General features: G+C 70.3%; 18 protein-coding genes. 11 read left to right on the top strand and 7 right to left on the bottom strand.

The genetic code is table 11. The features are described 5' to 3' along the window. Positions 1 to 406: 406 nt before the first annotated feature. Both VET29_RS15270 and VET29_RS15265 read right to left on the bottom strand, forming a co-directional pair. Positions 407 to 790, bottom strand: a complete 384-nt coding sequence (locus tag VET29_RS15270) for a cold shock domain-containing protein (protein WP_324920534.1) — start codon at positions 788 to 790, stop codon at positions 407 to 409. Positions 791 to 1,032: 242 nt separating this feature from the next. Further along, on the bottom strand, positions 1,033 to 1,341 hold the full coding sequence (locus tag VET29_RS15265) for a hypothetical protein (protein ID WP_324920461.1): 309 nt from the start codon (positions 1,339 to 1,341) through the stop codon (positions 1,033 to 1,035). A gap of 267 nt (positions 1,342 to 1,608) precedes the next feature. Here VET29_RS15265 and VET29_RS15260 point away from each other — a divergent pair, with 267 nt between their 5' ends. The 6 genes from VET29_RS15260 to VET29_RS15235 all read left to right on the top strand — a co-directional run bounded on the left by VET29_RS15260 (position 1,609) and on the right by VET29_RS15235 (position 9,122). Beyond that, positions 1,609 to 4,509, top strand: a complete 2,901-nt coding sequence (locus VET29_RS15260; protein WP_324920459.1) for a BTAD domain-containing putative transcriptional regulator — start codon at positions 1,609 to 1,611, stop codon at positions 4,507 to 4,509. 910 nt (positions 4,510 to 5,419) lie between these two features. Continuing rightward, positions 5,420 to 5,752, top strand: a complete 333-nt coding sequence (locus VET29_RS15255) for a DUF397 domain-containing protein (RefSeq protein ID WP_324920456.1) — start codon at positions 5,420 to 5,422, stop codon at positions 5,750 to 5,752. A gap of 196 nt (positions 5,753 to 5,948) precedes the next feature. After that, positions 5,949 to 6,818 (top strand): Scr1 family TA system antitoxin-like transcriptional regulator, encoded by an 870-nt coding sequence (locus VET29_RS15250; protein ID WP_414636503.1) that lies wholly within the window; start codon positions 5,949 to 5,951, stop codon positions 6,816 to 6,818. Next, positions 6,815 to 7,027, top strand: coding sequence for a DUF397 domain-containing protein (locus tag VET29_RS15245; protein ID WP_324920451.1), 213 nt, complete (start codon positions 6,815 to 6,817; stop codon positions 7,025 to 7,027). Before VET29_RS15250 ends, VET29_RS15245 begins: the two co-directional genes overlap by 4 nt. Before the next feature lie 143 nt (positions 7,028 to 7,170). Then, positions 7,171 to 8,364, top strand: a complete 1,194-nt coding sequence (locus VET29_RS15240; protein WP_324920449.1) for a CoA transferase — start codon at positions 7,171 to 7,173, stop codon at positions 8,362 to 8,364. Next, positions 8,361 to 9,122: an enoyl-CoA hydratase/isomerase family protein gene (locus VET29_RS15235; RefSeq protein ID WP_324920445.1), complete on the top strand. Its 762-nt coding sequence runs from the start codon at positions 8,361 to 8,363 to the stop codon at positions 9,120 to 9,122. Before VET29_RS15240 ends, VET29_RS15235 begins: the two co-directional genes overlap by 4 nt. A gap of 2 nt (positions 9,123 to 9,124) precedes the next feature. Here the strand turns inward: VET29_RS15235 and VET29_RS15230 are convergent, their stop codons facing one another. After that, on the bottom strand, positions 9,125 to 9,889 hold the full coding sequence (locus VET29_RS15230) for an IclR family transcriptional regulator (RefSeq protein WP_324920444.1): 765 nt from the start codon (positions 9,887 to 9,889) through the stop codon (positions 9,125 to 9,127). An 86-nt stretch (positions 9,890 to 9,975) separates the two neighbouring features. Next, the gene (locus VET29_RS15225; RefSeq protein WP_324920442.1) at positions 9,976 to 11,331 is read right to left on the bottom strand and encodes an SLC13 family permease; all 1,356 of its coding nucleotides are present in this window, start codon (positions 11,329 to 11,331) and stop codon (positions 9,976 to 9,978) included. A gap of 244 nt (positions 11,332 to 11,575) precedes the next feature. Between VET29_RS15225 and VET29_RS15220 the strand changes: the two genes are divergently transcribed. The 5 genes from VET29_RS15220 (at position 11,576) to VET29_RS15200 (ending at position 21,532) form a co-directional block, all read left to right on the top strand. Continuing rightward, on the top strand, positions 11,576 to 12,592 hold the full coding sequence (locus VET29_RS15220) for a pyridoxal-phosphate-dependent aminotransferase family protein (RefSeq protein WP_324920438.1): 1,017 nt from the start codon (positions 11,576 to 11,578) through the stop codon (positions 12,590 to 12,592). Then, positions 12,589 to 15,423, top strand: a complete 2,835-nt coding sequence (locus VET29_RS15215) for an FAD-binding and (Fe-S)-binding domain-containing protein (protein ID WP_324920436.1) — start codon at positions 12,589 to 12,591, stop codon at positions 15,421 to 15,423. The genes VET29_RS15220 and VET29_RS15215 overlap by 4 nt, the downstream gene beginning before the upstream one ends. Next, positions 15,420 to 16,523, top strand: coding sequence for a serine hydrolase domain-containing protein (locus VET29_RS15210; RefSeq protein ID WP_324920434.1), 1,104 nt, complete (start codon positions 15,420 to 15,422; stop codon positions 16,521 to 16,523). Before VET29_RS15215 ends, VET29_RS15210 begins: the two co-directional genes overlap by 4 nt. A gap of 54 nt (positions 16,524 to 16,577) precedes the next feature. Continuing rightward, positions 16,578 to 21,008: a protein kinase domain-containing protein gene (locus VET29_RS15205; RefSeq protein WP_324920433.1), complete on the top strand. Its 4,431-nt coding sequence runs from the start codon at positions 16,578 to 16,580 to the stop codon at positions 21,006 to 21,008. A gap of 122 nt (positions 21,009 to 21,130) precedes the next feature. Continuing rightward, positions 21,131 to 21,532 carry a DUF1801 domain-containing protein gene (locus VET29_RS15200; RefSeq protein ID WP_324920431.1) on the top strand — a complete coding sequence of 134 codons (402 nt, stop codon included), beginning with the start codon at positions 21,131 to 21,133 and terminating at the stop codon, positions 21,530 to 21,532. Between the two features lie 3 nt (positions 21,533 to 21,535). Here the strand turns inward: VET29_RS15200 and VET29_RS15195 are convergent, their stop codons facing one another. The 3 genes from VET29_RS15195 to VET29_RS15185 all read right to left on the bottom strand — a co-directional run bounded on the left by VET29_RS15195 (position 21,536) and on the right by VET29_RS15185 (position 24,678). Then, positions 21,536 to 21,811, bottom strand: a complete 276-nt coding sequence (locus tag VET29_RS15195; protein ID WP_324920429.1) for a YggT family protein — start codon at positions 21,809 to 21,811, stop codon at positions 21,536 to 21,538. Between the two features lie 64 nt (positions 21,812 to 21,875). Continuing rightward, positions 21,876 to 23,840 (bottom strand): HelD family protein, encoded by a 1,965-nt coding sequence (locus VET29_RS15190; protein ID WP_324920427.1) that lies wholly within the window; start codon positions 23,838 to 23,840, stop codon positions 21,876 to 21,878. 79 nt (positions 23,841 to 23,919) lie between these two features. Next, positions 23,920 to 24,678: an endonuclease/exonuclease/phosphatase family protein gene (locus VET29_RS15185; protein WP_324920425.1), complete on the bottom strand. Its 759-nt coding sequence runs from the start codon at positions 24,676 to 24,678 to the stop codon at positions 23,920 to 23,922. Positions 24,679 to 24,687: the final 9 nt, after the last annotated feature.

The raw sequence follows: 24,687 nt of genomic DNA, 5'->3' as shown, positions 1-24,687 counted from the left end.
CAACCACGGAGGTCGAGGCACGACTCGCTCAACCGCCCCTGACCAAGCAACCTCCTGGCCAGGCCGAGTCAACAAGGCACAAACCGCTCAACCGCCCCAATCAGAGGCACGACCCCCGCACAATCAGCTCTGACCAAGCAACCCCCTGACCACACCCAAGCCAACAAGACACACCCCTCAACCAACACAGACCCCACTCAACGAACCCAACAAACAAGGACCCGCCCAACCAAGGCACGACCCGCTCAACCGCCCCCGACCAAAGCGACCCCCTCACCAAGCCCCAGCAACAACACACAAACCGCTCAACCACCCCACACCAAGCAACCCTCGACCAACCCCCGCCACACCCCACCCCCGGCCCCGCCCCGCCGAACCCCACACAACCCAAAGAAGGAACCGAGATTCAGTCCTCAACCCATCCATGCTCCCGAGCCTTGACCACCAACCCCTGCCGAGCCTGGAGAATCTGCTGTGCGGACATACTCGGCGCCGCGGACAGCAACGTCTCCGTCACCTCGGAGATGAACTTCTTGGTGGACAACACATCACAGAGATCATTGTCGATCGCGCGGGCGGGCTCGGGCGACCCGAGCATCCGCACGTGCGAAGCCTTGGGCCCACGATCCCCCTCCTCGACGGTGAACTCGACCATCGTCCCGGGAGTGAGTAGGCGCTTGTCGAAGGCGAGGTCGTTCACATGGATGAACACGTCCTCGCCGCCGCCCTCCGGGGCGACGAACCCATAACCGCGAACCTCGTCGAAACGAACCACTTTGCCGCTGACCATCACAACCACCCAATACCAAATGAACAACCACGCGTGAGCCACCCTAGCGCATCGGGGCACCGGCCGCCGCACCCCCGGTCGCGGCGGCCGGTCCTCGGGTGGCCTCGTGGTACCGCCGGCCACCGGTGTCGCGGGTAACCCCCGAAATCACGGGCGCGCGCACAAACTCGATGCGTATTCGCCCGCCGCACCCGCACGTGCGCGCAGTATCTCCGGTATTCCAAACGACCCGAAAATATGCGTCAGAGTTGCGCGTACCGGTCCGACCAGAGGCGGTAGACCATCCGGCCGAGTTGCTCCGCGTCCGCCAAGTCGAATCGCCCGCCGTACATCAGGATGTCCCGTGCGGGTAATCCGACCAGGCACCACCGTCCGCGCCGCTGCCTGGCGACCGCGAGCACGCAGTCGGGACAACGCCGGTACACGTCCCCGATCCACCTGCGTGCCTGGCGTCGCGTGCGGTGCTCGCTGATCACGACGTCGGCGGTGCGCAGCCACGCGGGCGAGCTCACTCCGTCGACGGCGACGACCGCCTCGCGGTGGGACGTCATTCGTCGTGGCACCTCCTTGAATTTCGACATTTGCCACCATTCCTGCTGGGCGCGCATCCCGCTCCCTCCCCTAAAAGGACCCACAAGAAGAGTGCCAGGTGTTTTGAACAAGCAACTTGCAGGTCGCTTGCACAGCGCTTGGCGCGCACGTAACAGTTGGATATCAGAGGCCGCAGCTAAACCGATTCGAGTTATTCGGGACAGACACTCATGGGGAAACCGTCAAGAAGGCTGGGGCATGCGGTGGAGCTACGGATACTCGGACGGGTGAGCCTGCTGGCACAGGGGCGGGAGATCGACCTCGGCGCGACGAAGGTACGCGGCCTGCTCGGCTTCCTGTCGTTCAAGGCGAACGAGCTGGTGCACGTCGACCGCATCGCGGAGGCACTGTGGGACGACGTGCCCGCGGAGCCGGGCAAGGCGTTGCAGACCTACGTGTCCCGCCTGCGGCGCGTACTCAAGGCCGCCGGCTGCCCGATGGAGCTGACGAACGCCCACCGCTCGTACCGGCTCGACGTCGATCAGTCCACTGTGGACTTCCACCGGTTCCGCGCCATGATCCACGCGGGCCAACGAGCACGAGGCAACGGTGACGTGGCAGCGGCGGCGGAGCATTTCGCCGCCGCGCTGGCGTTGTGGGACGGCCCGCCGCTGGCCGACCTGGACACGTACTGGGCGCGGCGCACCCGGGAGACGCTGACGACCGGGGACTTCCTGACGGCCCAGTGCGCCCTGTTCGACACGAAGCTGTCCCTGGGCGACCACGACTTCGTCCTGACCGGGCTCCCCCCGCTGCTCTCCGACCACCCGACCGACGAACGCCTTGCCACCAGGTGGATCCGGACGCTGGCGGCCACGGACCGCGCCGACGAGGTGCCCGTCTTCGTCCGCGAGTACGCCAGCCGGTTGCTGGAGGAGCTCGGCGTCCAACCACCACCGGAGCTGATCAAGGCCGCCCGGGACGCGACGACGAGGAAGCCGAGCCCGCCACGACGGCCGGCGCCCCCACGTGACACCCCGGACTTCACCGGCAGATCGGAGATCCTGGCGCAGATGGACGCGCTGCTGAGCCGCACCGTCGAGGTCGTGGCACTGGACGGCCCACCCGGCATTGGTAAGACCACACTGGTGCGGCACTGGGCGCACCTGCGGCTGGACCGCTTCCCCCACGGCGTGCTGTACGTGGACCTGGCGGGTTACTCGGACACACCACTGGTCGAACCACACGCGGTCATGGGCGTGTTCCTGGCCGAACTGGGCGTGGCCCCGACCCAGATCCCCGAAACCACGAACGAACGCGCCGCCCTGCTGCGAGACCTCCTGTCGTCGAGATCGGTCCTGGTGTTCCTGGACAACGCCCGCGACAGCAACCACGTGCGTCCCCTGCTGGAGGCCACGTCCCCATGCCCGACCCTGATCACCAGCCGCCAACGCATGAGCGGCATCACCGTCCGGGACGGCGTGGAGTTGCTGTCGGTCCCGGCCCTGTCCTCCACCGAGGCCACGGCTCTGCTGGCGAAGCGCATCGGCGCACGCGCGTCGGCTGACCCGGCCGGGTTCGCGAAACTCGTGGAACTGTGCCAGGGCCTACCCCTCGCGCTGAGGATCGTGGGCGAACACGTGGCGATGCGGCCGGCCGTCCCCATCGGCGAGCTGGCCGCGGAGCTGGCCAGACGCCTGCTGGACGCCGGCTCCCACGGCGACGACCACACGACCACCCTTCGGTGCACGTTCGCGTTGAGCTACCGTGCCCTGCGCGCACCGGAGCAACGCCTGTTCCGCCTACTGGGTCTCCATCCCGGCGCGCGGTTCAGCGTCCACGCGGTCCGCGCCCTCGCCGGCACGCACGAGGTGGAGAACCTGCTGGACTCCCTCGTCGGCGCACACCTGATCGACCAGGAAGGCGCGGGCCGCTACACCACCCACGACCTACTGCACGCCTACGCGACGGATGTCGCCGAGGACGAACCACCCGAGAGCAGCTCGCGTGCGATCCGCCGCATGTTCGACTGGTACTTCTGGTCCGCCAGCCTCGCGCGCGCCCACCTCCTGGACAACAACCAGACCGTGCCCGCCCTCGCGCCCGCCGAACCGGTCGAGCAGATGACGTTTGCCAGCAGGGACGAGGCACTGCGCTGGCTGGTGACCGAGCGTCAGAACCTCGTGGGGTGCGCGTACCGCGCGGCGGCGCTCGGGTACCACGAGCACGTGTGGCGCATCGCCGCGTGCATGTCCATACTCAGCCGCCGCGACGACCCACGGGACCTGCTGGACCTCTACGAACTGGGCCGCCACGCGGCGGAACTGCTGGGCAACAACGGCGCGGCCGGCGGCTGCCTCAACAACATGGGTGTCATCTACGTCCGGTTGAACGACGAGGAGAACGCCCGCCGCTGCTTCGAGCTGGCATACGAGGCGTTCACGAAGGCCGGCGACGAGCTCGGGCTGGCGGTCTTCACCCACAACACCGGATTCATTCGGCTCCAGACGGGCCAGCCGGTGGAGGCCGTCAAGTGGCTCACGAAGTCGCTGGCGATGCACAGCCGGGCCAGCGGCGAACGGCACATCGCCAACAGTCACCGCAGCCTAGGCGACGCCTACCTGATGCTCGACCGTTCCGCGGACGCGAAGTCGCACTACCGGCAGTCGCTGTTCGCCAGCCAGAAGATCGGCGACCTGGCCGGGCAGGCCAACAGTCTTTCCAGGCTGGCGAAACTCGCCATGGCGGAGGACCAGCTCGACGACGCTGTCACGTACGGCAACGCGGCGCTGGAGATGTTCGACCGGGTGCAGTTCGACGAGGCCGGCACCGCGAACGCGTTGCTGGCCCTCGCGACCGCCCACCTTCGTCGCGACGAGCCGGTGACCGCCGGCACGCTGGCGAGGGAGGCACTCAACCGCCACCAGGAGAACGGCGACGTGTCCGGCCAGGTCGACGCGCTGATCCTGCTGGGCCACACGCTGTCGGCCGCCGGAGAGCACACCGAGGCGGTCAGCACCTGGGCAACGGGCAGGTCGCTCACCCCGGCGAGCGATCCGCGCGGTGAGGTTCTCGACGAGTTGCTCGAGGCGGCCGCCACGCGGCCGGTGCCGGTGCCTCGTACGGAGAACACGGTGGGAGGCAATGAGGTGCGCGACGCACGCCAGTCCGTGGGAACCGCGGACTAGTGTCCCGCGCCGGAGATCAGGCAACTAATTCGGCGGCCCAGCTTCCTGCTGGCGGCGTTGCCGGTTCGCCCAAGTACGACCCAGTACGAGGGCGAACCGGTGTCTTGCCAGCAGAAACCCGGATCCACCGACTTAATCACCGCATTTCCGGCGCGGGACACTAGCCGCGGAAGGCCGCCTCCTCATACCAGTCCTCCGCGGCATCACCACCCGGTCGGACAGTGGTTCGGACGACCGCACGCCATGTGTCTGATCGGATGCGGCTCCGCTCTCCGATCGTGTCCAGTGACGACACCACCTCGCGCCTCCCCAGGTCCCCCGACTCTCCCGCCGCGGCACGCCGGTCGGCCGCGCGGTTACCCACAGCCAACTATAGGTCGTTGCAGCCACCAGCTACGACCACAGTTCCATAACAAGTTACAGTAACCAGTGATGCACGTCGACGGTGCTCGACCCGGACTCCGGTTGGTGAGACCGTGCGGATCCAGGATTCGACACGAGACCGAATGATGCCCTGCGCAGAAAGTTCCCCATCCAGGATCATCTGATATGGCGATAACTATGGGGCGAAATTAACTGATACATCGTTTTCGATTACTCTTCGAGATCAGAAAATACCCAATCGAGTCGTTATGACCACGAAGGGGCTATAGCACCTTGTCACGACTGCTGGTTCTGGCGACGATGTGCGGACACGCGAGGTTACAGTAACCCGGATCAATGCTTGAGCGTGCCACAGGAGGATCTGGACCATACCTTCGACCGTCCCCGACGGCACCCTGTTCAACGCCGGGAGGCCCAACCCCGAGGGCTCCCCATGGTCTTGATCGACGAAGTTTCGTAAAGCCGGCCGTGGCGTTCAGCACCGGCATGAACGCGCGTCCCCGAAACAAACGAAAACCATGGAAATGTGGCGAAAGGAACCACGGTGACAAACGAGCACGATCTGGATTGTGACGACGACGGGTGGTTCGTGAGTAGTTTCAGCAACGGCAAGGGCAGCTGCGTCCAGATCAAGTTCGTCGCCGGGGCGACCCTCGTTGGTGACAGCAAGGACACCCGCGCCGCCGCACCCGTGATCAGCATGCCATCACCTGGATGGAACTCGTTCCTGAGCAACATCCACGACCTCGCCCAGCCACACGCGTGTCCCACCGCTCACCGCACCTCCGCCACCCAGAGCAACCCCCCGCGGTCGACGCAGGCGGTCAGGTGCACACACACAAACGTCATCACTCGATGAGGTAGACGTAGTTCCTTGCCCCGCAACCCTGCGGCGCCGCCGGCCGGCGTCCGGTATAAAGCTCCCGCGATTACGTTTCGTCACCTCAAGCTGTGTACTGCCTGGCGAGACCACCAGTTCCACCACCAGTTACAGTAACCCGGCCGTCAGTTACAGTAACCAATCACGGAACCTTGTCTCGCTGTCCAAGAGGAGGATGAGGGTGCCACAGTCCCCATCGCCAGTGATCGCGAACTGGGAACTCGTTCTCCGCCTGCGTGAACGCCGAGAACAGCTCGGCATCGGCGTCAACGACATCACCCAGCGACTCGGCTTCACTCGCAACTACTGGTCAGCCATCGAAAACGAGCACAAGATAATTCCCGAGAACACGCTGCGCGGTCTGTTCGAGCTCCTCGAGTTCGGTGAGGACGACCGCAGGCAACTGCTCGAACTCCGCGAGTCCGCCAAGGAGACCGGTTGGTGGAGCGGGTATTCCGCGCTGTTCGACGGCAACATTCAACGGCTGTTCGGGCTCGAGCACGGTGCGCAACAAATTCACGCCTACGACACGTTGCTCGTTCCCGGACTACTGCAGACACCCGACTACACCCGAGAGATAATGAACTCGGACACCAGTATTCGACCGGTCGAGGTCGAGCAGCGCGTCACGGCTCGACGTCGCCGGCAGGACCGACTTCGCGGCGCCGACCCACTGCATCTGACGTCGATAATCAGTGAGGCCGCGCTTCGACAACAGGTGGGCGGGCCCCTTGTGCTCCGCGGCCAGCTCGACCACCTGCTGAGCACGTTCGACGAGTTCGAGAAGAACGTCGAGATCCGGGTCATCCCGTTCACCGCGACCTCCTGCAACCTGTTCGGGGCCGGGACGCTGAGCCTGCTGGACTTCGCGAGCCCCCGCCTCCCCAGAGCCGCCTGGCACGAGACGGTCTCGACCTGGGGTGTCATCTCCGAGCCGAACAAGGTTCGCGACATCACCATGGCCTTCAACGAGGCGCTGACCCGCACTCTGGACCGCGGGGAAACAAGAAAGATCATCGAGAAACATCGAAAGGAGTTGCGTTGACCGAACAGAATGATCTGGCGCATGACGAGGACGGGTGGTTCGTCAGCAGCTTCACCAACGGCAACGCCAGCTGTGTCCAGGTCAAGTTCACCGGGCAGGGCACGGTCCTGGTCCGCGACAGCAAGGACCGCGCCGCCTCACCCATCATCGGTATGCCATCGACCGGATGGGCCTCCTTGTTGAACGGCATCAACGGCAAATCCGCCTAGCTCTCAAGACTGTCCAGCGGGGAACCGGCTGGGACCACGTCTGGTCCCAGCCGGTTCGTTGCTTGACCGGAAAACTGCCCGATCGTATGGTCGGTGTTCCACTGCACAACGGTCGTTCCGCTACACGGCACAGCGAGGATGCGATGCCGCTCGCGCTGGAGAACCTGACGGTCCTCGACCTCACGCAGGTGATGGCCGGGCCGTTCTGCTGCCAGCTGCTCGGCGACCTCGGCGCCGACGTGATCAAGGTCGAGCCCGTCGGGCGCGGGGACGCCACCCGCGAGGCCACCGGGCACCGGCTGCCGCACGGGGAGAGCGCCGCCTTCCTGGCCGTCAACCGCAACAAGCGCGGCATCGCGGTCGACCTACGGACGGACGGCGGGCGGGCGGCCTTCCGCCGGCTGGTCCGGGCGGCCGACGTCGTGGTCGAGAGCTTCCGGCCGGGCGTCGCCAGGCGGCTCGGGGTCGACTACGAGACGCTGCGGGAGACCAACCCGCGGCTCGTCCACGCGTCGATCTCCGGGTTCGGCCAGACCGGGCCCTACGCCGCCCGCCCCGGCTACGACCTGATCGCCCAGGCCATGTCCGGGATCATGAGCGTCACCGGCACGCCGGACGGTCCCCCGACGAAGTCCGGCGTCCCGGTCGCGGACCTCTCGGCCGGGCTGCTCTGCGCGGTCGGCATCCTGTCCGCGTGCCTCGCCCGCACGGTCACCGGGCGCGGCCAGGCCGTCGACACCTCTCTCTACGACGCGGCACTCGCCATGTCCGTGTGGGAGACCGCCGAGCTGTGGGCCACCGGCGAGGCACCGGGCCGGCTCGGCTCGGCGCACCGTGTCAACGCTCCCTACGAGGCGTTCCCCACCCGCGACGGCCACCTCACGATCGGCGCCAACAACGCCCGGCTCTGGGCACGGCTGTGTGCCGTGCTCGGCCGGCCGGAGCTGCTGGCCGACCCGCGGTTCGCGAGCAACGCCGACAGGGTCCGCGACCGCGCCGCGCTGGCCGAGGAGCTGACGCGCACCCTGGTCACCAGGGACACCGACGAGTGGGTGGAGCTGCTGCTGGCCGAGGGCGTGCCGGCCGGCCCGATCCGCGACTACCGGCAGTCGTGCGCGGACCCGCACACGCTGGCCCGGGAGATGGTCGTGGAGCTGGACCACCCGGTCGAGGGGCGGGTCAGGGCGCTCGGCATCCCCGTGAAGCTCAGCGAGACCGCGGGCAGCGTGCGGCGGGTCCCGCCCGGCCTCGGCGAGCACACCGACGAGATCCTCCGCGCCGCCGGCTACACGGCCGCCGAGGTCGCGGCACTTCGAGCGGACGGAGCCGTCGAATGAGCGTCGACATCGAGGTCGCCGGCACCGTCGCCACCGCGACCATCAACCGGCCCGCGGCCCGCAACGCCATGACCATGGCGATGTACGACGCCCTCGCCGGCTTCTGCGCACGTGTGGACGACGACCCCGGGGTACGGGTCGCGGTGATCAGGGGCGCCGGCGGCAAGGCGTTCGCGTCCGGCACCGACATCGGGCACTTCCGGGACTTCGAGTCCGCGGACGACGGCGTCGAGTACGAGCGGCACATCGAGTCCGTGCTGGCCCGCGTCGAGCAGGTGGCGGTGCCGACGATCGCGGTCGTCGACGGCTACGCGACCGGCGGCGGGCTGTCCCTCGCCGCAGCCTGTGACCTGCGGCTCTGCACGCCGGACGCCCGGTTCGGCCTGCCCATCGCGCGAACGCTCGGCAACTGCGTGTCCATGGCGACGTACGCGCGCCTCAACCACCTGCTGGGCCCGGCCCGCACGCTCCACCTGATCTACACGGCCGGCTTCGTCGACGGCGCGGAGGCGGTGCGCATCGGGCTCGCGTCGGAACTGGTCGAGGAGGTGGACGCGCGCCTGGCCGAGCTGTGCACCCAGCTGGCGGGGCACGCGCCGCTCACCATGCGGGCCAGCAAGACCGCCCTGCGCCGCCTGCGGAACCACGACCTGCCGCCCGACGAGGACCTCATCCGGCGCTGCTACGGCAGCGAGGACTTCCACGAGGGTGTGAAAGCGTTCCTGGACAAGCGATCCCCGCGGTGGCACGGCCGATGAGCCTACGCGGGACGCCGGTAGCCCAGGGTCGCGCTGACCCGTTGCGCGGCCTCGACCACCAGCGCCCCGTAGACCGGCCGCAGCTCCGCGGGCATGCGGCTGCCCGGCGCGGAGATCGAAAGGCTCGCCTGGGTCCTGCCCTCATGGTCGAAGATCGGCGACGCGACCGCCGAGATGTCCGTCCGCCACTCGCCGACGTTCGTGGCGTACCCACGCTCGCGCACCCGTGCCAGCTCGGCGGTGAACTCGTCCCAGTCCACAATGGTCCGGTCCGTGTAGCGCTCCAGGTGGTCGCCCACGATGGCGCGGACCTCCTCGGCCGGCCGGTGCGCGAGCATGGCCTTGCCGTTCGACGAGCCGTGCAGCGGCACCCCGCTGCCGAGGGTGATCACGGCGCGGATCGCGTGCTGGGTCTCGACCTTCTCGATCAGCACCGCCCGGTCTCCTTCCAGGACCATGAGGTGCGCCGTCTCGCCGGTCTCCTTGCGCAGCTCCCGCATGATCGGCAGCGCCGCGTCCCGGACGCCCAGGTCCGGGATCGCGCGCTGTCCGATGTGGAGCGCCCGGGTCGTGAGCACCCAGCTGGTCGTCTCCGCGCCGGAGGGGCAGATCCAGCCGGCCGTCCAGAGTGTCTGCAGGGCCCGCTGCACGGTCGTCTTCGGCATCCCGAGCCGCCGCGACAGCTCCCCGACGCCGGTCGGCTGCGTGAACGCGACCTCCTCCAGCACCCGGAACGTCCCGAGCACGGTTCGCATCCCCTCACTCATGAGGCCCCCGTGCCCGCTCGGCGGCGTCCAGGATGTTGATCATGCACTCCGCCGGCTCCGCTCATGACGCCAGTCTATGCACACGCTCACAACCACCCTGGGGCAACGAAGATGGCCCACGACAGCACCGGCGCCACGATGATCATCGACAGGCCCCAGACCATCAGGCCGCGGAACACCCGGTCCCGGACGTCCGGCCCGCTGCTCGCGACCACCAGCGCGCCGCTGGTCGAGAACGGCGAGGAGTCGACGACCGACGACGAGATCGCCAGCGCGATGATCAGGCCGACCGCGCCGACCTCGCCGCCGAGCAGGAACGGCACCGCGAGCGGGATCAGGGCGCCCAGGATGCCGGTGGTGGACGCGAACGCCGACACCGCGGCGCCGATCAGGCAGATCACGAACGCCGCCAGCAGCGGCACGCCGATCCTGGCGACGCTGTCCCCGAGCATGTCGATGGTGCCGATGGTCTTCATGACGTTCACGTAGGTCACCACGCCGCAGATGAGCAGCACGGTCGGCCAGGCCACCTCCGCGAAGTTCGCCTTGCAGTCCTTGGGGAACAGCACGCAGATCACGGTCGCGATGGACAGTGCGAGCAGGCCGACGTCGATGTCGAAGCCCAGCGCGCCGACGACCAGGGCGACGAGACCGACCAGCGTCACGACCCGTTGCGGGTCGAGGGACACGGCGACCTCGGTGGTGGGCTTGGTCTTCGTGGCGACCGAGCCCGACGCGCCGGTCCCGCCCGCCGGCTCGCCGGACTCGGCGTCCCCCGGGACGTCCTGCTCGTCCTGCTCGTCCTGCTCGTCCTGCTCGGACGGCTCGGCGCGCCGCGCCAGCAGGTCGCGCCCGCCGAAGAGGACGAAGATCACCACCGAGAGCACCGCGTTGAAGAGGAACGAGCCGACCCACAGCAGGCCCGGGTTGCTCGCGAGATGCTCGTGCTCCACGACGCCGTTGGTGATGACGCCGAACACGCCGATGGGCGAGAAGCCGCCCGCGCTCGCGCCGTTGATGATCAGCAACCCCATCAGCAGCGGGTTGATGCGGTGCCGGGCGGCGAAGCTCAGCCCGATCGGCGCCATGATCGCGACGGCGCCGGGCACGACCGCGCCGACGGACGTGAGCACGGCGGTGACCACGAACATCATCCACGGGATCAACGCGATCCGGCCGCCGACGGCCCGCACCCCCATGTGCACCAGCCAGTCGACCGTGCCGTTGCTCTTGGCGATGGCGAACAGCAGCGTCACCCCGACGAGCACGATGAAGAGGTCGCCCGGAAAGCCGGCGAAAATGTCGTCGTCGCTGACGTCGAAAACCAGACTGCCGAGCAGGAATACACCGAGAAAAGCGATCGCCCCCATGTTCACCGATCGCAGGGTGGCAAGCAGAACAATGAGTACGAGTCCGACAATCGAGATAATCTGCATCGTCATGACGACTCCCGAGGCCGCAACGGCTCGTGCCGGACAGGGGCCACTATGACGTGACTCACAGGCAAGGTCAATAGGTTCAGGCAACCGACAGGAGTTGGCGATGCCATACCCGGCCGGACGACATTTCCTGCAAACTCCCGGTCCGACCAATGTTCCGGACCGGGTGCTGCGCGCTATTTCCGCGCCCACGACCGACCACCGCGGGCCCGATTTCGCCGTGCTTTCCCGCGCGATTCTCGACGGTTTGAAACCTGTTTTCGGCACGATCCGGCCGGTGGTCGTCTATCCGTCCTCGGGCACCGGCGCGTGGGAGGCGGCGCTGGTGAACACGCTGAGCCCCGGCGACCGGGTGCTGGCGTTCGAGACCGGACACTTCGCGACGCTGTGGCGGGACCTGGCCGGCAACCTCGGGCTGGACGTGAACTTCGTGCCGGGTGACTGGCGGCACGGCGTGGATCCCGTGGTGCTCGCGGAGTCACTCGCCGCCGACCCCTCGGTCAAGGCCGTGTGTGTGGTGCACAACGAGACCTCGACCGGCGTCACCAGCCGGATCGCCGAGATCCGCCGGGCGATCGACGAGACCGGGCACCCGGCGCTGCTGCTGGTGGACGCCGTCTCGTCGCTCGGGTCGGTCGACTACCGGCACGACGAGTGGGGCGTGGACGTCACGGTCTCCTGCTCGCAGAAGGGTCTGCTCCTCCCACCGGGCCTCGGCTTCAACGCGGTGAGCGAGAAGGCGTTGCGTGCGGCCGAAAGCGCACGGCTCCCCCGGTCGTACTGGGACTGGCGGCCGATCCTCGAGGCGAACGAACGCGGCTACTTCCCCTACACGCCACCGACGAACCTGCTGTACGGGCTGCGCGAGAGCCTGGCGGTCCTCGACGAGGAAGGCCTGGCGAACGTCTTCGCCAGGCACCGCAGGCACGGCGAGGCGACGCGGGCGGCCGTGCGGGCGTGGGGTCTGGAGGTGCTGAGCCTCGACGAACGCGAACACTCGCCGGTGCTCACCGCCGTGCTCGTGCCGGCGGAGCACGACGCCGACAAGATCCGCGCGCTGATCCTCGACCGCTTCAACATGTCGCTCGGCACCGGACTCGGTAGGCTCGCCGGGCGGGTGTTCCGCATCGGGCATCTCGGTCACTTCAACGACCTGTCCCTGGCGGGCACGCTCGCCGGCGTCCAGATGGGACTGGCACTCGCCGGCCTGTCCGTCGACCGCGGCGGCATCGACGCCGCGCTCAGCGTTCTGGAGACCACATGAGCCTGACGGAACGGCTGCGCCGGGATCTCTCCGGCGAGGTCCTGTTCGACGACCACACGCGACAGCTCTTCGCCCGGGACGCGAGCATGTACGCGATCACCCCGCTGGCCGTGGTGTTCCCGCGGGACGTCGACGACGTGGCGGCCACGGTGAGCGCCGCCCACGACCACGGCGTGCCGGTCGTGCCTCGTGGCGCGGGCACGAGCCTCGCCGGGCAGACCGTCGGGCCCGGCATCGTGCTCGACCTGTCCCGGCACCTGAACCAGATCCTCGAGCTGGACCCGGAGTCGCAGACCGCGCTGGTCGAGCCGGGCGTGGTCCAGGACCAGCTCAACCGCGCCGCCGCCGAACACGGCCTGATGTTCGGCCCAGACACCTCCACCAGCAACCGCGCCACGATCGGCGGGATGATCGGCAACAACTCCGCCGGCAGCGGCTCGGTGCGCTACGGCATGACCATCGACCACGTCCGTGAGCTGGACGTGGTCCTCGCCGACGCGTCCACGGCCCACTTCGCGCCGGGTGTCGACCTTTCCGCCATGAGCACGCTCGCCGGCAGGCTGCACCGCGAGCTGCCGAAGCTGGTCGAGGACCACCGGGACGCCATCGCCACCGGCTTCCCCGAGTTCTGGCGCCGCGCGGGCGGCTACCGCCTCGACCGCCTCGCCAGGGACTTCGACCTCGCGAAGTTCGTCGTCGGCTCCGAGGGCACGCTCGTCATCGCCACCAACGCGCTCGTCGACCTGGTCCCGAAGCCGAAGCACACCGTCATCGCCGTCGGGCACTTCACGTCCACCCAGGCGGCCATCGCGGCGACCGAGGACGCGCTGGCCTGCGATCCCGCCGCGGTCGAGCTGATGGACCGCACGATCCTCGACCTGTCCCGCCAGCGACACGAGTACGCCACGCTCGGCACGATCCTGCACGGCGACCCGGACGCGCTGCTGTTCGTGAGCTTCACCGGCGCGGACGAGCAGGAGCTGCGCGGCAGGCTGAGCATGCTCACGACGTTGTGGCGCGAGCACGACCACGGCTACCACACGCTGGCGGCCGTCACGCCCGCGCAGCAGGGCGCGCTGCTGAAGGTGCGCAAGGCCGGCCTCGGCCTGCTGATGGCGGCGAGCGTCGGGCCGCGCAGGCCGCTCGCGTTCGTGGAGGACACCGCCGTCGACCCCCGGCACCTGCCCGAGTACACGGCCGGGTTCGCGAAGATCCTCGACCGGCACGGCCTGCGGGCCGGCTTCTACGGCCACTGCTCGGTCGGCTGCCTGCACGTCCGCCCGTTCGTCGACCTGACCGAACCCGGCGGGGTGGCGACCATGCGCGCCGTCGCCGAGCAGGTCAGGGACCTGGTCCGGGAGTACGGCGGCGTCAACTCCAGCGAGCACGGCGACGGCCTGGCGCGCAGCGAGTTCAACCGCGAGCTGTTCGGCGACGAGCTGTACGAGGCCATGCGCGAGGTCAAGGCCCTGTTCGACCCGGCGGGTGTGCTCAACCCGGGCAAGATCGTGGACGCGCCGCCGATGACCGAGAACCTGCGTGACCCGGCCCTGCCGCGGGCCGAGCCGCTCCGGACGCACCTCGCGTTCGAGGTGGTCGGCGGCATGCGGGGCGCGGCCGACCGGTGCATGAACATCGGCCTGTGCCGCAAGACCGACGCCGGCGTGATGTGCCCGTCCTACATGGCCACGAGGTCCGAGGAGGACTCGACGCGCGGCCGGGCCAACGCGCTCGTGCACGCGCTGTCGCAACCGGATCCCCAGGCCGCGCTGGGTGACGACCGGCTGCACGAGGTGCTGGACCTGTGCCTGATGTGCAAGGCGTGCAAGAGCGAGTGCCCGCTGGGCGTGGACATGGCGAAGCTCAAGAGCGAGGCGTTGCGGCACCGGCACGAGAGCCACGGCATTCCTTTGCGTGCCAGGGTCTTCGCCAGCATCCGGCTGCTGAACCGCCTTGGCTCGGCGACGGCGCCGCTGTCGAACCACGCCGGCTTCGTGCGACGGCTCGTCGGCATCACGCCGAACCGGCCGCTGCCGCGGTTCCACCGGCGCAACCTGGTGCGGTGGTTCCGGAGGCGCCGCGCGGGCGAGGCGCCCAGGGGCGCCGTCACGTTCCTGGCCGACTCCTTCACCACCTACACCGAGCCGGCGGTCGGCCAGGCGGCCATCGAGCTCCTGGAGCGTGCCGGGTACGAGGTCAGGCTCGCCGCGGACGGCTGCTGCGGCCGAGCCAGCCTGTCCAAGGGCCTGCTGGACGACGCCCGCCTCAAGGCGCGGGGCATGCTCCACCAGCTCGCGGGCGGCACGACCCCGATCGTCGGCTGCGAGCCGTCCTGCGTGCTCGCACTGCGGGACGAGACGCTGTCCCTGCTGCCCGACGACCCGAGGGCCCAGGAGGTCGCCGGCCGCGTGCGGCAGGTGGAGGAGCTGATCACCGAGGCCGTCGACGCGGGGGACCTGACCTTCGCCGACTCGTGGGTCGCGGGACGCCGGATCCTCTACCACGGCCACTGCCACCAGAAGGCCGACGTCGGCACGGCGGCGACGGTGGCGATGCTGTCCCGTATCCCGGACGTGCGCGTCGAGGAGGTCGACGCGGGCTGCTGCGGCATGGCCGGCTCGTTCGGCTTCGAGGCCGAGCACTACGAGATGTCGATGTCGGTCGGCGAGGACCGCCTGTTCCCGGCCGTGCGTGCCGAGCCGCGGGACACGGTCATCGCCGCGACCGGCGTGTCGTGCCGGCAGCAGATAGCGCACGGCACCGGCCGCCGGCCACACCATCCGGTGGAACTCGTGCTGGCGGCGGTGAAAGGCGAGACAATGCGGACATGAAGTGGAAACGGGGGGTTCCGCTGGTGGTCGCGGGACTGTTGGTGGCGTGCACGCCGGCACGGCCGGCGGCGCAGGTCTCGCCGGACCCGGTCGTCGGGTCGCTGACCGACTACGTCGACCAGGCGGTGGCCGCCGAACGGTTCCGTGGCGCGGTCGAGGTGCGCGACGGGCCGAAGGTGTTGCTCCGCCGCGGTTTCGGCCGGGCCAACCCGCAGACCAGGGTGCCGAACGGTCCGAACACGCGGTTCCGGATCGCGTCGGTCACCAAGCAGTTCACCGCGCTCGCCGTGCTCGTGCTGCAGGAGCAGGGCCGGCTGAACGTGGCCGACGGCGTGTGCGCCTACCTGACGAGCTGCCCGCCGCAGTGGGCGCCGATCACCATCGACGAGCTGCTGGCGCACACCTCCGGCATCCACGACTACGGGGCCGGCTTCGGGAGCATCGAGCAGTTCTTCGCGAGCATCGGCACGCGGGAGCCGTCACCCGAACAGCTGACCCAGCTCTTCGCCGGCCTGCCGCTGGACTTCCCGCCCAGCACGAAGTGGTCGTACAGCAACTCCGGGTACGTCGTGCTCGGTCTGCTGATCGAGCGGGTCTCCGGCAAGAGCTACGGGGACTTCCTGCACGACGAGGTCCTCGACCCGCTCGGCATGTCCGACACCGGCTACCAACCCGGCCTCGCCCCGAGCGACGAGTACGCCGTCGGCTACTCGAACTGGACCACGCAGGCCCCGGTGTTCGACGACTCGGTGTACTACTCGGCCGGCGGCATGTACTCGACGGTCCGGGATCTCGGCCGCTGGCAGCAGTTCCTGCTGCACGGCGACACATCCGTGGTCCAGGCCGGCACGGTCGCCGCGCTGCTGCGTCCACGCGTCGCCGCGAACCCCGGCACCTGGTACGGCTACGGCATCGCCTCGCGCGGCGCGTCGATCGACGCCGTCACGAGCTACGGCCACACCGGCAACATCGCCGGCTTCAACTCCTACACCGAGATCCGCCCGGCCACCGGCGTCACCGTGACCGTGCTCGCCAACATCAACTTCGGGATCGACGAGTTCGGCCGCGAGCTGGCCGAGCTCGTGCCGAAACAGCGCTGAGCAAAGGGAACGTTCCACGATCGAGGGACATCCCTCCCCCAGTACGCTGGCGCCGTGACGCTGCTTGCCGGGCGGTACCGGCTCGAAAGCCTGCTCGGCAGGGGCGGGATGGGCGAGGTCTACCGCGCGGTGGACACGGCCGACGGGCGGGTCGTCGCGGTCAAGGTGCTGCCGGCGGCGGCCGACCGGCACCACGCCGACCGGATGCGGCGCGAGGCGCGGGTCGTCGCCGACCTCGCCGGCCCGCACATCGTCGAGCTGCTGGACGCCGGTGACGACGACGGCCGGGTCTACCTCGCGATGCGGCTGGTCGACGGCACCGACCTCAGGCGCCTGCTCGCCGGCGGGCGGCTGGACCCGGCGCGCGCCGTCGACATCCTCACGCAGGCCGCCGACGCGCTCGACACCGCACACGCCAACGGCATCGTGCACCGGGATGTCAAGCCCGCCAACATACTGCTCGGCGAGGACGGCACCGCCTACCTCACCGACTTCGGCATCGCCCACCCGCTGGACCCCGAGGCCACCAGGATGACGGTGACCGGCGGCTACGTCGGCTCACTGGACTACATCGCGCCGGAACAGCTGCGCGGCCTCGACGTCACCGGCACCGCCGACGTGTACTCGCTGACCTGCGTGCTCTACGAGTGCCTGACCGGCAGGGTCCCGTTCCCGGGCGCCGGGCCGGCCGCGAAGCTCGCCGCACAGCTCAACTCGACGCCGCCGGCCCCGTCGGTGTTCGACCCGCGCATCCCACCCGCACTGGACCTCGTCGTGGCCACCGGCATGGACAAGGACCCGCACCGCCGCTTCGGCACCGCGGGCCAGCTCATGGCGGCGGCCGGGGCGGCGATGACCCAGCCCACGCAGCGGACGATGCCGGTCCCGCAGGGCGATCCGGCCCTGCCCGGTCAGCAGGTCATCATGCGTGCGATCGTCGCCGCGTCCGCACACGACAGGCCGGGGACCGGCACCGACCTCTGCCCGTACCCGGGACTGCGCAGCTTCGGCACGGGCGACGCGGCCTGGTTCCACGGCCGGGACCCGGAGGTCACCGACCTGCTGGTGCGGCTGTCCGGTCAGCTGTCGACCGGCGGCCCGCTGGTCGTGGTCGGCGCCTCCGGCACCGGCAAGTCCTCGCTGCTGGTCGCCGGGCTCCTCCCCGCCCTGGACAGGGCGGCGGAGACGAAGTGGCCGCGCGTCGTGCTCACCCCGGGCGACCGCCCGGTGGACACGCTCGCCGCGCGGCTCGCCGGGGTGATCCACGTCGACCCGGCGACCATCGCCGCGTCGATCCGTACGGATAGAGCCGCGAGCGGGCCGCCGGCGTCTGGACCGACCGAGCAGCGGAGGCGCCCGGGAGCGAAGCGACCCGCGCCGAGCAGCGCAGGGAGGGAAGACGCCGGGTACAGGCCCGCGAGCCGCCGAGCGGAGCGAGGCAGTCCAACACCGTTCGGGGTGTGCCGGATCGCCGCGGAGCGGGTGGCCGAGGACGGGGCGCGGTTGGTCCTCGTGGTCGACCAGTTCGAGCAGCTGTTCACCGACGGCGCGGACCCACGGGAGCGGCTCGCGTTCGTCACGGCGCTCGCACATGCCTGGCCCGCGCTCGTCATCCTGTCCGTGCGGGCGGACTTCGTGCCGGACTGCATCGCGCTGGAGCCGTTGCGTGCCTCGCTGGACACGCCGTTCGTGGTCGGTCCCCTGGGTAGCGAACAGCTGCGGCAGGTGATCACGCTGCCCGCCGAGCAGGCCGGCCTGGTCGTCGAGGACGGCCTGGTGGAGCGGCTGATCAGCGACGTCGGCGCCCGCGACGGGCTGGCCGAGAACCCGCTGCCCCGGCTCGCGCACGCGCTCCGCGCCACCTGGCAGAACCGTCGGGGCAACGTGCTGACGCTGCGTGGCTACCAGGCGACCGGCGGCGTCGACCGGGCCGTCGCGGTCACCGCCGACCAGCTGTACGGGCAGCTGACCCCCTACGGCGCGGCGGCCATGCGTGCCACCCTGCTGCGGCTCGTGCGGGTGCTGCCCGACGGCGGCCTGGTCCGGCGGCTCGCGGCCCGTGCCGAGCTGGACGAGCACGTCCTGCCCGCGCTAGTGGACGCGCGGCTGGTGAGCGTGGACGACGAGGGCGTGCGGCTCTCGCACGACGCGTTGCTGGTCGCGTGGCCGCGGCTGCGGGCGTGGGTGGACGCGGAGCGTGCCGACCTGCTGCTGCGGCAACGACTCGACGAGGCCGTCACCAACTGGGTGGACAGCGGCCGCGAGCGCGGCGACCTGTACCGGGGCACCCGCCTGCAGGCCGCACTGGAGTGGGCCGGCACGCACGTGCTCACCCCGCCGCAACGCGACTTCCTCAGGGCGGGCGAACGTGCACAGCGGCGGTCGACCCGCCGGCTGCGGGCCGTGGTCGCCGCGCTGGCGGTGCTGCTGGTCGCGTCGCTGGCCGCCTCGGCGGTCGCCTACTACCAGGCGCGGGTGTCCGACGACCGGCTCGCCGACGCCGAGTCCCGGCGCCTCGCCACGCTGTCCGACCAGTACGTCGACACCTGGCCGGAGCAGTCGCAGCTGCTCGCCGCCGCGGCCTGGCGCCGCGCGCCGACCAGGCAGGCGCGGGAGGCGTTGCTGGCCGCGCCCAACCAGCGGCTCGACACCGTCCTGCACGGGCACGACGGCCCGGTCCAGACGGTCGCGTTCAGCCCGGACGGCAGGTTCCTCGCGAGCGGCGGCGTCGACCACACGGTCCGGCTGTGGGACCTGTCCACCCGGCGCGGCAGGGTGCTGTTCACCGCGCGCGATGCCGTCAACACCGTCGCCTTCTCACCGAACGGCAGGGAGCTCGCCGTGGCGAGCACCGACGAGCGCCTGTACCTGGTAAGGGTTGCCACCGGCGCGGTGACACGGCGGATCGACCACGGCGCGCCGGTGGTCGGCGTCGCGTACAGCCCCGACGGCCGCCGCGTCGTCACCACCAACGGCACACCGCGGCTGTGGAACACCGCGACCGGCAGGCAGCTCGGCGGGCCGCTCCTCGGCGCCGAGGACATCGTCACCTCGGTCGTGTTCACCAAGGACGGCCAGGAGGTGATCGGCGGCGGCCTGGACGGCACGATCCGGGTCTGGCGCGCCGCCGACCAGACCCTCGTCCGCACGATCGTGACCGGCGGCAAGGTCTGCCAGTTCGTCGCGTACGACCCGGACCGGAACGTGGTCGCGTGCCGGCTCGGCACGGCCATCGGCCGCTGGGACCTCGCGACGGGCGAGCGGGTCGGCAGCCTGCTGACGGGACACACGGACACCGTCGCCGACCTCGCGTTCGGGCACGGCGGCCAGGTGCTCGCGTCGGCGAGCTCGGACCGCACGGTGCGGCTGTGGTACCTCGCGACCGGCCAGCAGATCGGCGAGCCGATGCGGGCCAGCGACGACGACACGTTCCGGATCGCGTTCAGCCCGGACAGCAGCCGGCTCGCGGTGGCGAGCGGCGACGGCGACGTGGTGCTGTGGCGCCCGGAGCTGCCGGTGGCGGCCGGGAAGGCCGAGACCGCCGACATCAGCCTGGACGGCCGGCTGGTCGCGTTCGCGAGCCAGGAGGCCGGCACGGTGACCGTGTGGGACGTGGCGCGACGCCTGCGGGAGCGGGTGCTGAGGTGCCCGTCCGCCGGCGCGCCGGTGTTCAGCCGGGACGGCACCCGCATCGCGGCGCCGTGCGACGACGGGCTCGCGGTCTGGCAGGCCGACGGCACCGAGGTCGCCAGGTTCGGCAACCTGGACGCCGTCGCCGTGGCGTTCAGCCCGGACGGCCGGACGCTCGCCGTCAGCTCCACGCGGGGCGGGGACGTCGACCGTGGAAGGCTGTCGCTCGTGAGCCTGTCCTTCTCCGGCGCGGGCGCACGCGAGCTGTGGCGGTCCGGCAAGGGGCGCCTGGTGTGGAGCCTGGCGTTCAGCCAGAGTGGTGACCGGCTCGCGGCCGGCACGCTGGGCGGCGAGGTGCGGCTGTGGGACGTGGCGGGCGGCAGGCAGATCGGCGGCCCGTTCAAGGGACACGTCGACGGGGTGCAGAGCGTCGCGTTCCAGCCGCACGGGAACCTGCTCGCGTCGGCCGGGTGGGACAACACCGTGCGGCTGTGGGATCTGGACCGGCACCTGCCGGTCAGCGTGCCGCTCGTCGAGCACACCGACCGGCCGATCACGCTGTCGTTCTCGCCCGACGGCAGGCGGTTGGCGTCGGCCGGGTGGGACGGCGTGCCGCTGGTGTGGAACGTGGCGGACCGCAGCGTGTACGCGGCGCTGCACGACCAGGGCTCGGTGCAGGCCATCAGGTTCGTCGGCGGGCACGACCTGGTGGGCACCGGCCCGAACGGCCTGGTCACAAGGTGGGACATCGATCCGGCGAGCGCGCTCGCGGACGTGTGCGGCCGGCTTTCCTCGCTCGACGGGGACCAGTGGCGGCAGTTCGCCCCGGGCGTCGAGTACGTCGCGCAGTGCTGACCAAGCCGTCTCGGTCGCGGCCGGGCGGTGGCCGTGCCGGTGCCGTGGTGGCGTTCCCGTTCGGCATGGCGGAGAGCCGGCCAGGGCACTTGATCGCCGGTGCGCGGCGCCAGGAGGTCGCGATGACGTACGAGAAGGACCCGAGGGTCGACGCCTACATCGAGCGGCTGCCGGGCTGGCAGCAGGAGATCTGCCGACAGGTGCGGGACATCGTGCATGCCGCCGACCCGGAGGTCGTCGAGACGATCAAGCGGACCGTCCAGCCGTACTTCGTGCTGCGGGGCAACGTCTGCGCCCTGCTGGCCGCGAAGGACCACGTGAACGTGTTCCTCTACGACGGCGGCATCGTCCCCGACCCGGAGGGCGTCATCACCGGCGGGCACGACAACAAGACCGCGCGAATGATCTCCTATTACGAGGGCGAGCCGGTCAATGTGCCCGCGCTCACCCGCCTGTTCGAGCACATCATCGCCAACAACCGGGCCGGCGGCTGGCGCAGGGTCAAGGCCGCGCGCGGGTTGTGAGCGTCACAGGCTGAACGCGACCTGCCGCAGGATGATCGCGGCGATGAAGACCAGGGTGAACGCCAGGTCGATGCCGATCCCGCCGGCGCGGATCGGCGGCACCAGCCGCCGGACGGGGGCGAGCACCGGCTCGGTGCCCACATGGGTGAGCCGGCGGGCCCGGCGGACCCACGGCGGGCTCGACCCCAGCACCCCGACCCAGTCGAGGATCATCCTCGCGATCATCAGCAGCACGAACAGCGTCAACAGGTAGCCCAGCAGGGTTCCGACGGCACTCATTCCGACACCTCCACCCATCTGAACGCGCACGGGCGGGTGAAAAGTGTCGGGTTGGTCCAGTTTCTCAGCGGACTGTAAGGCTCGCCAGCTCCGCGGGCGGGGCACCCACGTGCACCACCCCCAACCGCTGCGTGGCCCTGGTCATCGCCACGTAGAGATCGTTGGGCCCGTGCGGGCCGGCGACGAGGATGCTCGCGGGATCCGCGACCACGACGACGTCGAACTCCAGGCCCTTCGCCTCGGCCGGGGTCAGCAGCACCACCTTGCCGGTCAGGTCCGGCGGCATCGGCAGCGACAACGCGGTCGCGAGCTCGTCGACCTCCGGCGCGATGATCGCCAGCTGGCCCTCGGTGTGCGCGTCGACAAGGTCCGCGAGCGCGCCGGCCAGGTCCGCCGTGCGCAGGCGCCACGGGGCGTGCCCGCTCGTCCGCACCGACCGCGGCGGCCGCAGCGAGGGGTGGTGCCTGGCGAGTAGCTCCGCCGCGACCGCCATGATCTCCGCGGGTGTGCGGTAGTTGACGGTCAGCTGGGCGAGCCGGTGCGGCCGCGGCACCCGCTTCCACGACGCCGCACCCGCCGCGCTGCCGGTCTGCGCCAGGTCGCCGACGACGGTCATCGACCGGGTGGGGCAGCGGCGCACCAGCATCCGCCAGCCCATCTCGGACAGCTCCTGCGCCTCGTCGACCACCACGTGCCCGAACACCGGCACGCTCTCCCCGACCAGCGCGGCGACCTCGTCCAGCAGCGGGATGTCCTCGGCACTCCACGGCCCCTCGACCACCTCCGTCGGCGCGAGCGGCGGCCACAGCTCGTCGAGCACGTCCTGGACGCCGGCGTCGCCGAGCAGTGCCGTCCGCAGGGCCTCCCGGTCCACCTCGTCGAGCATCACCCGCGGCCCGTCGTTCTCCTCCGGTCCGAGCACCACCCCCGCGGCCTCCAGGGCACGCACGTCCGCGTCGCCGAGCCTGCCGTCGGCGCTGCCGCCGTCGAGTGCCTCGCCGGTCTCGGTGAGGACGACCGCCTCCATCCGGTCGACCAGCTCCCTGGTGAGCGTGCCCACGAGCTCCCGCTGGAAGACGAGCCGCGCGTGGTTGTGCGGGAGCCCGGTCTCCCTGGCCCTCCGCACCGCCCAGCGGACCGTCGACGAGTCCAGCCGCAGGACCTGCTGCTCGAACTCGACCTCCACCGGCCCGCTGGGCACGCGCACGGCGGCACGCACCGCCTCGGCCAACATGGGCGCCATGTCGGCACGGCCCTTGCGCGCGGCTTCCTCGGGTGAGCTTTCCCGGCTGACCCGCACGCCGGGCACGAGGTCCGGCACGGTCGCCGTCACCACCCGGTTCTCGCCGAGCCCGGGCAGCACCTGGCCGATGTAGTCGAGGAACACGTGGCTGGGGCCGATGACGAGCACGCCGCGGGTCCGCAGGTGCTCGTGCGTGTACAGCAGGTAGGCGACCCGGTGGAGCGCGACGGCCGTCTTGCCCGTGCCCGGCCCGCCCTGCACGACGAGCACGCCCTGCGCCTCGTCCCGGATGATCCGGTCCTGCTCGGCCTGCAGGGTCGTGACGATGTCCCGCATCCGCCCGGTCCGCTCGGCCGTCACCGCCGCGAGCAGCGCGGCCTCGCCGACCAGGCCGTCGCTCGGCGCGTCCGGGTCGAGCAGCTCGTCGTCCAGCGCGACGACGGTCCTGCCGCGAGTGGTGATCCGCCGCCTGCGCACGACCGCGCCCGGCTCGGCGGCGGTCGCGGTGTAGAACGGCCTGGCCACGGGTGCGCGCCAGTCCACCAGCAGGGGCTCGTCGTCGTCCTCGAACAGCCCGAGCCGTCCGATGTAGACCCGCTGGCCACCGGCCAGGTCCAACCGGCCGAAGCAGAGACCGTCCTCGACCGCCGCCAGCCGCGCCAGCTCCGCCCGCCACACGTCCTCCGCGTGCCCACGGGCGAGCGCGGCGGCCGCCTCCTCCCGCAACGCGTCGAGGCGGGCGTAGAGAACGTTCACGTGGTCCTGCTCAGCGGCGATTTCACTCACGCGGAACAGCCTGCACGCGATTCGGCACGAAGTGCAGTCTTGTACTTCTTGACAACGTCGATCGTCGCCGGTTGGCGGCTCAGATCGCGACCAACGCCTGGACGGGCAGATGGTCGGAGGGGAACTGCCCGTCCAGGGAGAAGGTGTTGATCCCGGCCGCCCGCACGTCCAACCCGCGCGTCAGGATCCAGTCGATCCGGATCCCGTCTGCCACCAGCGGCCCGTACCCGTGAAAGGTCGCGTACAGCGGTGTCCGCGCGTCCGTGGCGGCCCAGGTGTCGACGAGCCCGGCACCCACGAGGATCTCGTGGGAGGCAGACCCGGCGGGAGTGTTGAAGTCACCCGTCAACACCACCGGCAGGGGAGCGAACCCGTCGACCCGGTCGCGCACCAGCGCGGCACTCCGCTGCCGGGACTCCTCGGACTCGTGGTCGAAGTGCGTGTTGACGGCCACGAACTCCTTGCCGGTGGCCAGATCCGAGAACCGCACCCAGGTGGCCATCCGGACCACCCGGTTGCCCCACGACCTCGACGCGACCACCTCCGGTGTGTCGGACAGCCAGAAGTGACCGGACGCCACCGGCGCCAGGCGCCGCGTGTCGTAGAAGACGGCCATGAACTCGTCACGAGTGCCCCCGCCCCGGCCGACACCGATCCAGTCGTACCGGTCCGGCAGATCGTCGTGGAGGTCCGTCACCTGGCCGTGCAGCCCCTCCTGCGTGCCAAGGAGCACAGGCCGCTCACGGCGGAGCAGCTCCGCCACCACCGGCCTGCGCCTCTGCCACGACCTCCCCGACCCGCGTCGCAGGTTGAACGACATCACCAGGAACTCGATCACCGCACCATT

It is taken from the genome of Actinophytocola sp. (assembly GCF_035634895.1).
GTDB lineage: Bacteria > Actinomycetota > Actinomycetes > Mycobacteriales > Pseudonocardiaceae > Actinophytocola.
Note: the sequence above shows the minus strand (reverse complement) of the source record. Positions and strands in the feature narration are given on the sequence as shown.